This window comes from Gordonia amarae NBRC 15530, from assembly GCF_000241345.1.
Taxonomy (GTDB): Bacteria; Actinomycetota; Actinomycetes; order Mycobacteriales; family Mycobacteriaceae; genus Gordonia; species Gordonia amarae.
The window spans coordinates 39765-53291 of sequence record NZ_BAED01000020.1 but is presented as its reverse complement, the minus strand read 5'-3'; the positions used below and the strand labels follow the sequence as shown (position 1 = coordinate 53291).

Sequence of the window (13527 nt, the reverse complement as noted above, 5' to 3'; positions counted from 1 at the left end):
TCCATACACATGTCAACTTCTCATCCGACGCCGGGAACCCGGCGCCGGCTGACCGGAAAGCGTGCCGACACCGTGCGTCGTCTGGGCACCGCCACCGTGGAGGCGCTGCGTGAGTCCCGTTACGGGGACCTCACGGTTCAGGACGTGGCACGCCGGGCCGGTGTCACGCGGGCGACGGCCTACATCTACTTCTCGTCGAAGGAACACCTGATCGCCGAGGAGTACCTGCGACGCCTGTCCGAGGTGACGATCGACCTACCCGAAGACGGTCTTGAGGATCGGGTCATCGCCACGCTGCGTGGTCTGGCGCTGGCTGTCGGCGACGAACCGGACTTCGGCCGCGCGGCCTCCCGTGCACTGCAGAGCGACGACCCTGAAGTCGATGAACTGAGGTTACAGCTGTACACCGAGATCCGTGATCGGCTGACCGAGGCCACCGGCCCCGATACCGATCCCGGTCTCATCGATCTGCTCGAGCTCATCTACACCGGCGCCATCGTCCGCGCCGGGACCGGGCATGTCTCGTACGAGTCCGTCGCCGACACCATCGCAGAGGCCGCCCGACGGGTATTGTGACCGCGATTTCGAGCGTGTGAAAACACTGTCGGCGCACCAGGTTTCGAGGCTCGTCGCTAACGCTCCTCACACCTCAACCGGCGAGGGGCACCTAAAACTCAGGCCCGCCGCATCACACACCGCAACAGGCCGATGCCAAGACGACCACATGTTCGGCCGCCCAGGCGGGTTGAGTTATTGGGCCCGCCCCTGTCTGGACGACTAAGCGAGTAAGGGAGCTTGCGACCGTCGAGCGCAGGAGGAAGACAGGGGTCCGAGGACCCAAAAACTCAGGCCCGCCGCATCACACACCGCAACAGGCCGATGCCAAGAAGACCACATGTTTGGCCGCGGGAGGGTTGGTTTTTGGCCCCGACCCCGTTCTGGACGATTGAGCGAGTAAGGGAGCTTGCGACCGTCGAGCGATTGAGGAAGAACGGGGAACAAGGGACCAAAAATCAACCCGACCAATCAGATCGGCATCAGCAGGTGCTTGCGTTCGATGATGTGGTGCTGTTTGTCGCGGATCTGGGCGAGGGCCTTGCGGATCTCGAGGCGGGTGGTGGCGGGTTCGATGACGGCGTCGATGTAGCCGCGTTCGGCTGCCTGGTAGGGGGTGGCCATTGTCAGGTTGTAGAAGTCGATGAAGTCGCGGCGGACGCGGTCGGCGTCGGCGGCGGACATGTTCTCGGTCTGGCGGCGGGTGAGGATGGCGGCGGCCGATTCGGCACCCATGACGGCGATCTTGGCGGTGGGCCAGGCGAAGTTGATGTCGGCGCCGAGGTGCTTGGAGCCCATGACGGCGTAGGCGCCGCCGTAGGCCTTGCGCAGGACGACGGTGACCTTGGGGACGCAGGCCTCGACGTAGGCGAAGCCGAGGCGGCCGGAGCGGCGGATGGTGCCTTTTTGTTCTTCGGCGAGGCCGGGCAGAACGCCGGGGGTGTCGACGAGGAAGACGAGCGGGATGCTGTAGGCATCGCAGAGCCGGATGAAACGGGTGGCTTTCTCGGAGCTGTCGGTGTCGAGGACGCCGCCCATGACGGCGGGCTGGTTGGCGACGACGCCGACGGAGCGGCCGTCGACGCGGGAGAAGCCGGTGATGATGCTGGGCGCGTACAGTTCACCGATCTCGTGGAACGAGCCGTCGTCGAAGACGCGCATGATGATCTCGTGTATGTCGTAGGGCGCGTTGTCGCTGTCGGGCATGTACTCGTTGAGCGTCAGATCCGATTCGGTGATCTCCGGTTCGAGGCCGGGGTTGATGATCGGCGGCTCTTCGTGGGCGCTCGACGGCATGTATTCGAGGTAGTCGCGGACCCATTCGAAGACGGACTTCTCGTCGGGGGCGACGTGGTGCAGGTTGCCCCAGCGGGCCTGGTTGTGGGCGCTGCCGAGGTCTTCGGGTGAGACGTCTTCGCCGGAGACCTGTTTGATGACCTCGGGGCCGGTGAGGAACATGTAGCTGTTGTCCTCAACGCCGACGAGGACGTCGGTGTTGGCCGGGCAGTACACGGCGCCGCCGGCGCATTTGCCGAGGATGACCGAGATCTGCGGGGTGAGGCCGGACAGCAGTTCGCCGTGTTTGGCCATTTCGCCGTACCAGGCGAGGGAGACGACGGCGTCCTGGATGCGGGCGCCGCCGGAGTCGTTGATGCCGACGATAGGGCAGCCGAGTTTGCCGGCCCACTCCATCAGGTAGCAGACCTTGCGGCCGAACATCTCGCCGACGGAGCCGCCGTACACGGTCTGGTCGTGGGAGAAGGCGGCGACGGGGCGGCCGTGGACGCGGCCGTGGCCGGTGACGACGCCGTCACCGTAGCCGGATTCGGCGGCGCCGGGCGTTTTGACGAGCGCACCGAATTCGACGAAGGTGCCGGGGTCGAAGAGCATCTCAAGACGTTCGCGCGGGGACGGGATGCCTTTCTTGGCACGTTTGGCGACAGCCTTGGCGCCGCCGGGCTCCCGTGACGCTTCGAGCTTGGCCCGCAGGTCGGCCAGCTTCTCGGCTGTCGTGTTCATTCGCGCTCCACTTCCCTTCGGCCCACCGGTTTCGCTGTCGGTGGCTCGGTGGCCGGGGGACGCCTGAAGGGGACGTCCCCCGCTCTGCTCAGTTTTACCAAGCCCGTGAGCTTGTTTTTACCAAGCCTGTCAGTTCTTACCAAGGCCGCGCAGGCGCGCGGTGAGGTCGGCCCCGATCGTCGAGATGTACGGTTCGTCGACCATCGACAGGTGATCGCCGCCGATCTGCACGATCTCCAGGTCGGACACGATGGGGCCCCAGCCGCCGTCGGCGTCGATCTTGGCCCACTGCGGGTCGAGTTCGATGGCGCCGTCGTGCATGCGGTCGGCCCGGTACAGCACCACCTTGCCGTCGTAGGCGGACGGTTCGATGTTGGCCAGGGCGCGGTTGTCGATGAACGAGGTGCGCTGATGTTCGATGATGCCGCCGGGGATCTTGGCGCCCGACATCGACACCATCTCCATGATGATGCGGAACTGGCCCTCGTCGTCGGCCTCGACGAGCCGGTCCATGGGGATCGGGACGTCGGGATCGAGGTCGTAGGTCTTGACCGCGAAGTCTTTCCACCGTTCGAGGCGGGCCCGTTTGGTCTCGGGGGTCTCGATCTCGCGTTCGGCCGGCATCACGGTGTCGATGAGGCCGATGAACGCGACCTCCTCTCCCTCTTCCCGCATGAGTTGCGCGGCGCCGTAGGCGAGGCCGCCGCCGAGGGACCAGCCGACGAACACGTACGGTCCGTGCGGCTGCACCTCCCGGATCCGCGGCAGGTACTGGCGGACCCGCTCTTCCATCGACCCCTCGACGCGGTCGAAGCCGATGACCGGCTGGTCGGCGGGCAGCCGCTTGAGCAGGGTCTCGTAGGCGGAGGTGTTGCCGCCCGCGGGATGGAACAGCAGCACCGGCACCGGGTCGCCTGCGGTGGTGTCGTAGGACTTCTTGCCTTCGGGCACCAGCCGCAGGTAGCGCACGAATCCGTCGACATCGGCTGCGGCGTCGAGGTATTCGCGGACGTAGTTCGACATCTCCTCGATGGTCTCGGAGTCGAGGATGTCCTCGATGTCGATGTCGCCGCCGGTGCGTTCGTTGAGGCGGTCGGTGAGGGCCTGCGCGGTGTCCTCGTCGAGGACGGGCAACTTGTTGAAGATGCCGCCCGCCGACTTCTTGGTGATCACCGCGTAGACGCCGAAGGTGAGGCGTTCGGCGGCGTCGCGGGGCGGGACGTCGGATCCGGCCGCGGCGGCCGCCGCCTCCTGGGAGGAGATGGAGTCCGCGACGGGGATTGCCGGGACATTGTCGGCCTGCGGGGTTTCGAGGCTCGTCGCTTGCGCTCCTCGCACCTCAACCGGCGACGACGAGGTCGCCTCGCCAGACGAAGCAGTGACCTCAACCGGCGACGACGAGGTCGCCTCGTCAGACGAAGCAGTGACCTCAACCGGCGACGACGAGGTCGCCTCGTCAGACGAAGCAGTGACCTCAACCGGCGACGAAGAGGAGGCGGCATCCTTGGCCAGCTGCTCGTCGATGTAGGCGTTGATGGCCTCGGTGTTGAGTTCGCCACCGGCGGCGGCGTTCTCGGCGAGGTTGTCGAGCTGGTCACGGTGGGTGACCGCGAACGCCGTGAACTTCTCGACGTCGGCCAGGCAGGCCGAGCGCATCGCCTGCAGCTGCAGCTGCGGGATGTCGAACTCATACTCGACACGGTTCTTGATGCGCACCGCCATCAGCGAGTCGAGACCAAGGTCGATCAGCGGCACCTCGAACGGCAGGTCCTGCGGGTCGTAGCCCATCGACTCGCCGACGATGGTGGCGAGCCGATCATGCACGGACTCACCGGATTCGGGCGTCCACCTGTCGCCGGCGTTCTCGACGATCTCGTCTTCGACGACGAGGGTGTTGTCGGCGAAGACCGCGGCGGGCGAGGTCTCGGCGTCGGCGGCGGTCTGTGGCGGCACCGATCCGGCGGTCACCGCGGCCTCGAACAGGAGCCGGAAGTTCTTGCCGTCCTGGGCGTACATCGCCACCGACGCGCCACCCGGGTGCGGGCTGAGCGTGGTGGTGACGGTGCCCGACGCGGGGATAGGCGCGTGGGTTTCGACGGCCCCGACGGTGACGCCGGACAGGACCTGACCGGCGGCCGCGGCGACCAGCGCTCGCGGGTCGGTGACGGCCGAGGCGTTGACCTCCCAGGCGTGCCGGCCGTCGGGCAGGGCGACGTGCGCGCCCGGCGCGGTTCCGGTGCCACCCGCCGAATAGCTTGCGGTGAGCCAGAATTCCTTGCGCTCGAAGCGGGTGCGCGGCACGGCGGCGTAACCACCGCTGCGGTCGGCGTCATCGACACCGAACAGCGCGGCGACATCGACCGGGTGACCGTGGACGTACAGCTTCATCAGCGCGTTGATGACGCCGAAGCTCTCGTCCTCCTTGCGCCGCAGCGTCTCGATGAGTTCGGCGTTGTGCACGCCGGCGCCGAAGGTGGTGCCGGCCACGGAGATCAGCACCGCCGGGTTGGGCGAGAGCTCCAGGAACGTACGGTGGCCTGCCTCAACGGTTTTCGCGACAGCCTGGGCGAACCACACCGAGTGGCGCAGGCCCTTGAGGAAGTACTCCACCTCATGGATCGGCTTGCCGCCGGGACGGTAGAACTCCTCGCAGTCGATGGAGCTGTAGATGCCGTATTCCAGTGGCCGCGGTCCGATTCCGGCGATCTCGTAGGCGAGTTCACCCAGGATCGGCTCGACCTGCTCGGTATGGCTGGCGCCCTTGGTGAGCAGCTTGCGGCCCAGCTTGCCCTCGGCCTCGGCGCGGGCCAGGATGGCGTCGACCTGATCCGGGGGCCCGCCGATCACGGTGTGCGTGGGCGCGGCGTACACGCAGATCTCCAGATCCGGGTAGTCCACGAGCACGCCGGTGATGTCGTCGGCCGAGTACTCGACCAGCGCCATGTTGCGGATCTCGTCCTCGGACAGACCGGCCTCGCCCTCGGCCATCAGCCGCGAACGCTGGCAGATCACCCGGGTGGCGTCCTCCAGCGACAGACCGCCGGAGATGTAGGCGGCCGACGCCTCACCCATCGAATGCGGCACCAGCACACCGGGTTTGGCACCGAAGTGCTGCAGCGTGTCCGACAGCGACACCTGGATGGCGTAGATCGCGACCTGCGCCGATTCGCTGTTATAGGTCTCCTCGTCGTCGAGGACGAGGTCGGCGATCTTGTAGCCGAGCTCGTTGTCGATGAACTCGTCGACGCGGTCGAGATACTTGGCGAACACCGGGTTCTCGGTGTACAGCTGCTTGGCCATCTTGCGGTGCTGCGAGCCGTACCCGGACAGCAGCCACACCGCCGACGCCGCGTCGGGCGCGTCGGCCGAGTACACGATCGGGTTGGACTTGCCGTCGGCGATCGCGCGCAGACCCTTGATCGCGTCTTCGTGCGAGCGGGCCATGACCACCGCGCGGGAACGGCCGTGGTTGCGGGAGGCCAGGGTGCGGCCCACGCTGACCAGCGAAGCCGTCTGTCCCGCTTCGGTTTCGAGCCAGTCGGCGATGTCGGCGGCGCTCTTGCGGCGGCGCGACGGCAGGAAGCCCGAGACCACCAGCGGGACAACAGATCCTTCGGCGGCGCAGGGGGCGAAGCCTTCGGCCTGGTCCTTTTCGGTTGCGGTGGTGTCGGTTTCGGACTTTCGGGCCTGGGCGGCGAGGATCGCGCGTTCGGCCTCGGTCAGGTACTCGTCGTCATCGGCGTCGGCGTCGGCGTTGTCGGCTTGCGTGGTTTCGAGGTTCGTCGCTTGCGCTCCTCGCGCCTCAACCGGCGAGGTAGGCGAAGCGGGTGTGTCGGCGAGGTCGGTGGGGAGGGTTTCGCGGACGACGATGTGGGCGTTGGTGCCGCCGAAACCGAAACCGGAGATACCGGCGACCGCGTGACCGCTGTAGCGCGGCCATTCCGTGGCCTCGGTGGTGACTGCGAGGCTGTTGGCCGCGAACTGGATGTACGGGTTGGGCTCGGTGAAGTTGAGGGAGGCCGGAATCTGGTTGTGCTGCAACGACAGCACCACCTTGGCGAGCGCACCGGCCCCGGCCGCGGACTCCATGTGGCCGTAATTGGTCTTGACCGAACCCATCAGCAGCGGCTTGCCGGGCAGGCGGCCGCGGCCCACGACGCGGCCGAGAGCGTCGGCCTCGATCGGGTCGCCGAGCACCGTGCCGGTGCCGTGCGCCTCGACGTAGTCCACCGACGACGGATCGAGCGCGGCGTCGGCGTAGGCCGAACGCAGCACGTCGACCTGCGCCTCCGGGTTGGGGGCCGGCAGACCGTTGGAGCGGCCGTCGGAGTTGACCGCCGAACCGGCGATCACCGCGAGGATCGGGTCGCCGTCGCGGCGGGCGTCGGCGACACGCTTGAGGACGAACACGCCGCCGCCCTCGGCGCGGCCGATGCCGTCGGCGTCGGCGGAGAAGGTCTTGATCTTGCCGTCGGCGGCGATCATGCCGATGCTGTCGAAGCCCAGGCTCGCGGCCGGGGTGAGGATCATATTGACGCCACCGGCCAGGGCGATCGTCGACTCACCGTTGCGCAGGCTGCGCACCGCCTGATGCACCGCCACCAGCGACGACGAGCAGGCGGTGTCGAGTGCGACCGACGGCCCGCGGAAGTCGAAGTAGTAGGAGACGCGGTTGGCGACGATCGAGGTGGAGGTGCCGGTCAGCGCGTAGGCGGCGGTGTCGGAGGCGCCGTCGCCCAGGCCCATCGTGGCCAGCATCTGATAGTCGTTGGTGGAGGTGCCCAGGAACACGCCCACGTCGGCGCCCTTGAGGTCGCTGGCGGGGATGTGCGCGTGTTCGAGCGCCTCCCAGGTCAGCTCCAGCGCCAGGCGCTGCTGCGGGTCGACCATCTCGACCTCGCGCGGGCTCATCTGGAAGAAGTCGGCGTCGAACGACTTCACGTCGTCGAGGTAGCCGCCCTGCACATTGGCGTCGGCGATGATCTTGGCGAGCTTGGGGTCCTGCTTGAACTCCGACCAGCGGTCCTCGGGCAGGTCGCTGATGCCCGACTTGCCGGCGACGAGCGCCTCCCACGTCGACTCCGGGGTGTGGCCCGCGCCCGGGAAGCGGGTGGCGAAACCGACGATCGCGATGTCGTCGGCGGCGGCGCGCTCACGCTCCCAGAAGCGGTCGTCGTCGCCCCTGCCCTCATCCGGGTCGCCCTCGATGATGCGCTTGGCCAGCAACGCGATGGTCGGATGGTTGTAGGCGACCGTGGCGGTGAGCACCACCCCGGTGCGGTCCTCGATGTCGGCGGCCAGTGACACCGCATCGCGCGAGGCCAGGCCGAACTCGTCCATCGGCCGGTCGTCGGCGATCTGGTCGACGGGCAGGCCGGCGGCCTTGGAGACCCAGTTGCGCAGCCAGGCGCGCAACTCCTCGACCGTCATACCGCCGGCGGTCTCGGTGTCGTGAGTGCCCGCATCGGCCTGCTCGGCCTCGTCGGCGAGGGTTACCTGCTGGTCGGTATTCAGTTCAGACATTGCTTCCAGACTACTGTTCGGGGCCCCCGCGACAGCCTGTAAGGCGCGATCGCCTCACGTACCGGCACATCGGGCGACGATGGTCCGGCAGCGGGTGAAGGACAAGATGGGATCGGCGCGGGTGCGAGGATCCGTCCCGGCGCTGTCCGGCCGATCGGGAACCGATCGGCCGGTGCGGGCGGAAGCACCCGTCGCGTCATTCGCGGGTGTCGGGGAAGGCGGTCTGCTGGTAGCCGCCGCGCAGCGTGCCGTCAATGTACGCCGCGCGTCCGGCCCGGCGGGCGATCTTGCCGCTGGAGGTGCGCGGGATCGATCCGGCCGGCACCAGCAGCACGTCGCGGACCATCACGCCGTGACGCGAGGCCACCGCGGCGCGCACCGTGTCGGCGACCTCCTGCGGATCGGTGCGCTTGCCCGGGCCGCGCTCGGCGACGATCACCAGCTGCTCGGAGGCGTCGTCGGGATCGTAGGTGAGGCCGCCGGCCGCGAACTCGAACACCACGGACGGGAGCTGGTTGACAGGCACCGCGAACGCCGCGACGTAGCCGGGCCGCAGCGCGGAGCTGGCCTCCTGCGCGGTGTACTCCAGGTCCTGCGGGTAGTGGTTGCGGCCGTCGACGATCACCAGGTCCTTGACGCGACCGGTGATGTACAGCTCGCCGTCGACCCAGACGCCGTAGTCGCCGGTGCTCATCCACTTGGCGTCGTCGGCGACACCGGTGGCGTGGCTGTTCTCGGCGAGACGGGTGACCAGTCGGTTGTTGAAGGTCTCCTCGGTCTCGTCGTCCTTCTCCCAGTAGCCCGCGCCGATGTTGGCGCCGTGCAGCCAGATCTCGCCGACCTCACCGTCGGCGAGCTCGCGGGCGGTGTCGGGGTCGACGATGGTGGCCCACTGGTCGCGGGCGACCTGACCGCACGAGACCTGGGTGACCGCGCCGGGGGCGTCGGCGTCGACGAAGACGAAGTGGCCGGCATTGAGCTGGTCGCGGTCGACGTGGACGACCTTGGCCTCGTTGTCGCGCTTGGTGGCCGACACGAACAGGGTGGCCTCGGCCATGCCGTAGCACGGCTTGATGGCGGTCTTGGACAGTCCGTACGGCGCGAACGCGTCATTGAACTTCTTCATCGAGCTGACGGTGACCGGCTCGGAGCCGTTGATCAGGCCGATGACATTGGACAGGTCGAGCTCTTCCCCGTCGCGCGGCAGGCCGCGCAGGGCGGCGTGCTCGAACGCGAAGTTGGGGGCCGCGGCGTAGGTTTCGGCGCCGTCGGTGGAGGCGAGCTCATTGATCCAGCGGCCGGGGCGGCGGATGAACGCCTGCGGGCTCATGATGGTGATGTAGCTGCCGCCGAGCGCCGGCAGGATGACCGTGAGCAGGCCCATGTCGTGGAACAGCGGCAGCCAGGTGACGCCGCGCGCGGTCTTGTTGATCTCGATGGTGTCGCAGATCTGCAGCACGTTGGTGGCCACGGCGCGGTGGGTGATCTCCACACCGGCCGGGGTCCGGGTGGAACCGGACGTGTACTGCAGGTAGGCGATGCTGTCGAGGTTGTGGTCGGGGCCGACGACCGGCGCGGTCCAGCCCGAGCCGACCGAATCGGGCACCGCGTCGACCGCGATGACGCGGGGCCGCTGCTTGGCCGGCAGGTGGGCGAAGTAGTCGCGCACCGCCTCGGCCGCCTTGGTGGAGGTCAGGATCGCGGCCGGCTTGCAGTCGGCGAGCACCGCGTCGAGCCGGTCGGTGTGCCCGGGCTCGTCGGGCGAGAACAGCGGCACGGCCACATTGCCCGCGTAGAGGGAGGCGAAGAAGCCGATCACGTACTCGAGCCCCTGCGGGGCGAGGATGGCGACGCGGTCGCCGCGTGAGGTCACCTGCTGCAGGCGGGCGGCCACGGCCCGAAGTCGCTTTCCGAACTGGGCCCAGGTCAGGTCCTGCGGTTCGCCGTCACGTTCCCGGCTGTAGTCAATGAACCGGTACGCCAGCGTGTCCGCTTGCTCGTGTACGTTGCGTTCGACATAGTCGACGAGCGTTACGTTCTCCTGAAGCCGGATATGTCCGTCCTCGTCGACGAACTCCGCAAGTTCGGTGTTCAGCATCACTTCTCCTGTGGTCCTGGTGGACCTGTTGTCTCCACCCCGTTTGCCATGCCACCGGTCCCCACCGGCGCCGGCGCAACCTTGCTTTCCTGCGTCCCCCCAGCAATTGTGGCCAGGCAGTGACGCAACCGTAGCGCAATCGTTATCTCAGTGGAAACGGACTCCGTATCATAAATTGCCAGTTCAACGGCCTGTATGGGTGTTTTCGCTGTGACCAGGTCGTACTTCGTCGAAGATGTCCCAGAGGTTACTCGCGACAGTCCGCAATCGTACTTGAGTCCGTTCAATATCTGAGAACGCTCACTCGCCCTTCAGCAGGTCGAGCACCGGCGCGAACGCGTCCATCTGTGTGGGGAACACACCGACGTACGACATCGTCGTGCGGCGGCGCACCTCACGGATCTGATCGGCGATCTCCTCGAACGTGCCGAACGCCAGGTACGGCGACTGCAGCACATCCTCGACCGTGAGCTCGACGTCCTTGGCGATGTTGGGCGGGTAGCCCTGGTCGATGGCCTGCAGCGCCATCTCCGCCGTCGCCTCACGGTCGTCGGTGATCACGATCGTCGCGATCGTCCAGTTCAGTTCGATCTCGCTGAACCGGTCGCCGGCCGCCTCGCGGATCCGGTCGATCCGCTGCAGCGTCTTCTCCATCGTCATGTCCGACAGGCGCAGCTTGCCCTCGGCGGTGGTGCCGGTGGCCACCGAGATGATGTCGGCGTGCTTGGCCGCCAGCGCCAGCATCTTGGGACCGCCGCCGCCGACGGCGATCGGTGGACGCGGACCCTGCCGCGGCCTCGGGGTGCCCTGCAGACCGTTGATCGTGTAGAACTCGCCCTCGAAATCGACCGTCTCGCCGCGCATCAGACCGTCGAGAATGGTCAGCGCCTCGTCGAGCCTGCGGATGCGCGCGCCCGGCTTCTCGAACTCGATGCCGGCCTTGTCGAATTCCTCTTTCATCCAGCCCGCGCCGATACCCAGCTCAAGCCGGCCCTTCGACAGGACGTCGATGGTGTTGGCCTCCTTGGCCAGCAGCGCGGGGTGGCGCCAGCCGTTGGCGAGCACCGAGGTGCCGAGCCGGATCCGCTCGGTGGCCTGCGACAGCGCGCCGAGCGCGGCCAGCGGCCCGACCTGGTTGCCCAGGTGGTCGGGCACGGCGAAGGTGTCGTACCCGTACTCTTCTGCGGTCTGGGCGAGTTTGACGAACTTGCGCGCGCCACCCTCCTCTTTGTTGCCCTCGCCGCCCGCGCCGAAGCGGAACTTGCGCAGGCCGTCAGGCGTGGTGACCTCGCTCAAGAAAACTCCTCCGTTGTCTTTCGTCATGCGGGCAGCGGCCACGGAGGTGGTCTCTTCCCGGTGTGCACGACGTGGCTATTTTTGCACGCGCCCTCACAGGCCCCCACCGGTAGTCACCCGATCGGGGACGTTCCGGCATCGCGTGGATCTCAGCCATTGTCACACGTGATCTTACTCACGAGTAAGGGAGGGTGGGAACCGTTTCTCAGTAGTGCTCCGGTGTGGGCGCCTCGTCGATGCGTTTGACGGCCCAGCCGTACAGCCAGCGGGTGGCACTCGCGCCACCGGACGACCAGTACCGGGTGGTGCCGTACATCGCGTGCACCGGGCTGTTCAGCGCGCCCGAAAGCTGCGAGATCGCCTTGAGCGGATTGGTGACCGTCGGTGCGTCGCAGATCATGTCACCCGAGGCGCAGATCGAAAACACGCGGTCTTCGAGCACCCCGAAACCGCCGCGGCCACCGGTCATCGTGATCCCCGGGACGAGGCTGCCGAAACCACCGAGCGACACCTCGGCACCCACGCCCTTCGGGCTCGGACCCACGTCGTGCTGATTGCCGGACTGGCGCCGGCCGTCGGCGATGAGGCCGACACCGAGGACCAGATCCTGGTCGGAGCCGGCGATCGGGCCGCGACCCGCGGCGATGCTGTACGCCAGATCGCCGACGATGACCGCGCCCTGTGAAAAGCCCATCAGCACGTACCGGGTCAGCGGGCATTCGCGGTTGAGCTTGGCCATCTTGGCCGCGGCCCGCTGATAGCCCTGCTTACGCGAGGAGTTGTAGTCCAGCTGCCGGTCGGCCAGGTTGGTCGGGTTCCGGAACTGCGCGGTGTAGGGAACCGTGTACACGTCGGTACGCGACTCGGCGAACTGCTTCTGCAGCGGCTTGGACACCTTCAGCATCAGCGACCTGGGGTTGGCCTTCGGGGTGTGCGGGTCGTCGTCGGCGGACGACTCCCAGGTGCCCGGTACCACCAGGGTGAGCACGTCGGGACAGCTCGCCGGCTGCGCCGTCGGCCGGGAGGTCGAGGGTGGCGTGGTCGGCGGTCCGGGCGGGCGTACCGGCCCGGGTTTGAGGAGCACGAATACCAGGATCACGACGAGGGCGACCGCGATCGCCGCGAGGAACCCCAGGAACAGCAGAAACTTGGGCAGGCGCCGCTTCGGGCGGGCCGCCTTGGCGCGGGCCATCTACGCCCCGCTCAGCAGTATTCGGCGCGCGCGGCCCGAATCACCTTGTCGGCCTTGGAACTCGCCTCGGCGACGGACTTGGTGCCCGGCCCGACGGACGCGGTCACGTAGGCCTTGACGGTCACCGGGTCGGTGCCCTTCTTCTTCTCACTGCAGATGTAGGCACCCATGGTGAGGGCGACATTGTTGTCGGTGTCGCCCATGAATGTGACGTTCTGCTGCTTGAGGGCGCGCAGGTAGTTCTGCTGCTTCTCGGTCAGCTTGACGTTCTGCGGGGCGACGACGCTCTGCGGGGTGTCGTTGTCCTGGCCCCCGCTGTTCTGGTCGCCGCTGTTCTGGTCGCCGCTGTTGTTCTTGGTGGCGGTCGTCTCGCGCTCGGCGGCCGACGGCGCGTCCGCGGCCGAGGTGTCGTCGGCCGCGGATTCGCCGGCCGGGGAGCTTTCCGCGGACGGCTCCTGCTCGCGCGACTCGGAGGCGGAGACCTTGTCGGCCGTGGCGCTCGACGTCATCGACGTCGTGGTGATCTGGTTGCTGGTGAGCGGTGCCGAAGCCGTCGAGTCGTCCGAGCAGGCGGTCATCGCTCCGACCACCAGTGCCAGACCGGTCGCCAGCATCGCCGACCGAATGATCGAACTCGTCGTCGTCATCGTCACTTCCTCTTGTTCACCGTGTGCACCCCGCCAGAGGCCAGGCTACAACCGTGTGACGGCGATTCTTGCCGTCAGAAGGCCCCACCAGCCGAAACACCGCAATTCCTCAGCGAAGATTCAGTCTTTTCGACGCCCCACTCCCAGGGACGGCGGACCCACTGTGGTCCGGCGCACCGCGCGGTACACCCGACCCA

7 protein-coding genes are annotated in these 13527 nt (G+C 67.5%); 1 reads left to right on the top strand and 6 read right to left on the bottom strand.

What is annotated here, in order from left to right; genetic code table 11:
* The first annotated feature begins 9 nt into the window (after positions 1 to 9).
* Positions 10 to 576 (top strand): TetR/AcrR family transcriptional regulator, encoded by a 567-nt coding sequence (locus tag GOAMR_RS05255; protein WP_005183680.1) that lies wholly within the window; start codon positions 10 to 12, stop codon positions 574 to 576.
* 450 nt (positions 577 to 1026) lie between these two features.
* Here GOAMR_RS05255 and GOAMR_RS05250 read toward each other — a convergent pair whose 3' ends face one another.
* The 6 genes from GOAMR_RS05250 to GOAMR_RS05225 all read right to left on the bottom strand — a co-directional run bounded on the left by GOAMR_RS05250 (position 1027) and on the right by GOAMR_RS05225 (position 13330).
* Positions 1027 to 2574 (bottom strand): acyl-CoA carboxylase subunit beta, encoded by a 1548-nt coding sequence (locus GOAMR_RS05250; RefSeq protein WP_005183678.1) that lies wholly within the window; start codon positions 2572 to 2574, stop codon positions 1027 to 1029.
* A 129-nt stretch (positions 2575 to 2703) separates the two neighbouring features.
* Positions 2704 to 8097 carry a polyketide synthase Pks13 gene (pks13, locus tag GOAMR_RS05245; RefSeq protein ID WP_005183676.1) on the bottom strand — a complete coding sequence of 1798 codons (5394 nt, stop codon included), beginning with the start codon at positions 8095 to 8097 and terminating at the stop codon, positions 2704 to 2706.
* A 196-nt stretch (positions 8098 to 8293) separates the two neighbouring features.
* Positions 8294 to 10195, bottom strand: a complete 1902-nt coding sequence (fadD32, locus tag GOAMR_RS05240; protein WP_005183668.1) for a long-chain-fatty-acid--AMP ligase FadD32 — start codon at positions 10193 to 10195, stop codon at positions 8294 to 8296.
* Positions 10196 to 10495: 300 nt separating this feature from the next.
* Positions 10496 to 11518 (bottom strand): LLM class F420-dependent oxidoreductase, encoded by a 1023-nt coding sequence (locus GOAMR_RS05235; protein ID WP_040514451.1) that lies wholly within the window; start codon positions 11516 to 11518, stop codon positions 10496 to 10498.
* Positions 11519 to 11696: 178 nt separating this feature from the next.
* Positions 11697 to 12683: a cutinase family protein gene (locus tag GOAMR_RS05230; protein ID WP_005183661.1), complete on the bottom strand. Its 987-nt coding sequence runs from the start codon at positions 12681 to 12683 to the stop codon at positions 11697 to 11699.
* An 11-nt stretch (positions 12684 to 12694) separates the two neighbouring features.
* Positions 12695 to 13330 carry a DUF732 domain-containing protein gene (locus tag GOAMR_RS05225; RefSeq protein ID WP_005183658.1) on the bottom strand — a complete coding sequence of 212 codons (636 nt, stop codon included), beginning with the start codon at positions 13328 to 13330 and terminating at the stop codon, positions 12695 to 12697.
* Positions 13331 to 13527 lie beyond the last annotated feature (197 nt).

Excerpts from the sequence above, each read along its gene's own strand:
- GOAMR_RS05255 (WP_005183680.1), top strand. The coding sequence starts at position 10 with ATGTCAACTTCTCATCCGACGCCGGGAACCCGGCGCCGGCTGACCGGA.
- GOAMR_RS05250 (WP_005183678.1), bottom strand. The coding sequence starts at position 2,574 with ATGAACACGACAGCCGAGAAGCTGGCCGACCTGCGGGCCAAGCTCGAA.
- pks13 (WP_005183676.1), bottom strand. The coding sequence starts at position 8,097 with ATGTCTGAACTGAATACCGACCAGCAGGTAACCCTCGCCGACGAGGCC.
- fadD32 (WP_005183668.1), bottom strand. The coding sequence starts at position 10,195 with ATGCTGAACACCGAACTTGCGGAGTTCGTCGACGAGGACGGACATATC.
- GOAMR_RS05235 (WP_040514451.1), bottom strand. The coding sequence starts at position 11,518 with ATGACGAAAGACAACGGAGGAGTTTTCTTGAGCGAGGTCACCACGCCT.
- GOAMR_RS05230 (WP_005183661.1), bottom strand. The coding sequence starts at position 12,683 with ATGGCCCGCGCCAAGGCGGCCCGCCCGAAGCGGCGCCTGCCCAAGTTT.
- GOAMR_RS05225 (WP_005183658.1), bottom strand. The coding sequence starts at position 13,330 with ATGACGACGACGAGTTCGATCATTCGGTCGGCGATGCTGGCGACCGGT.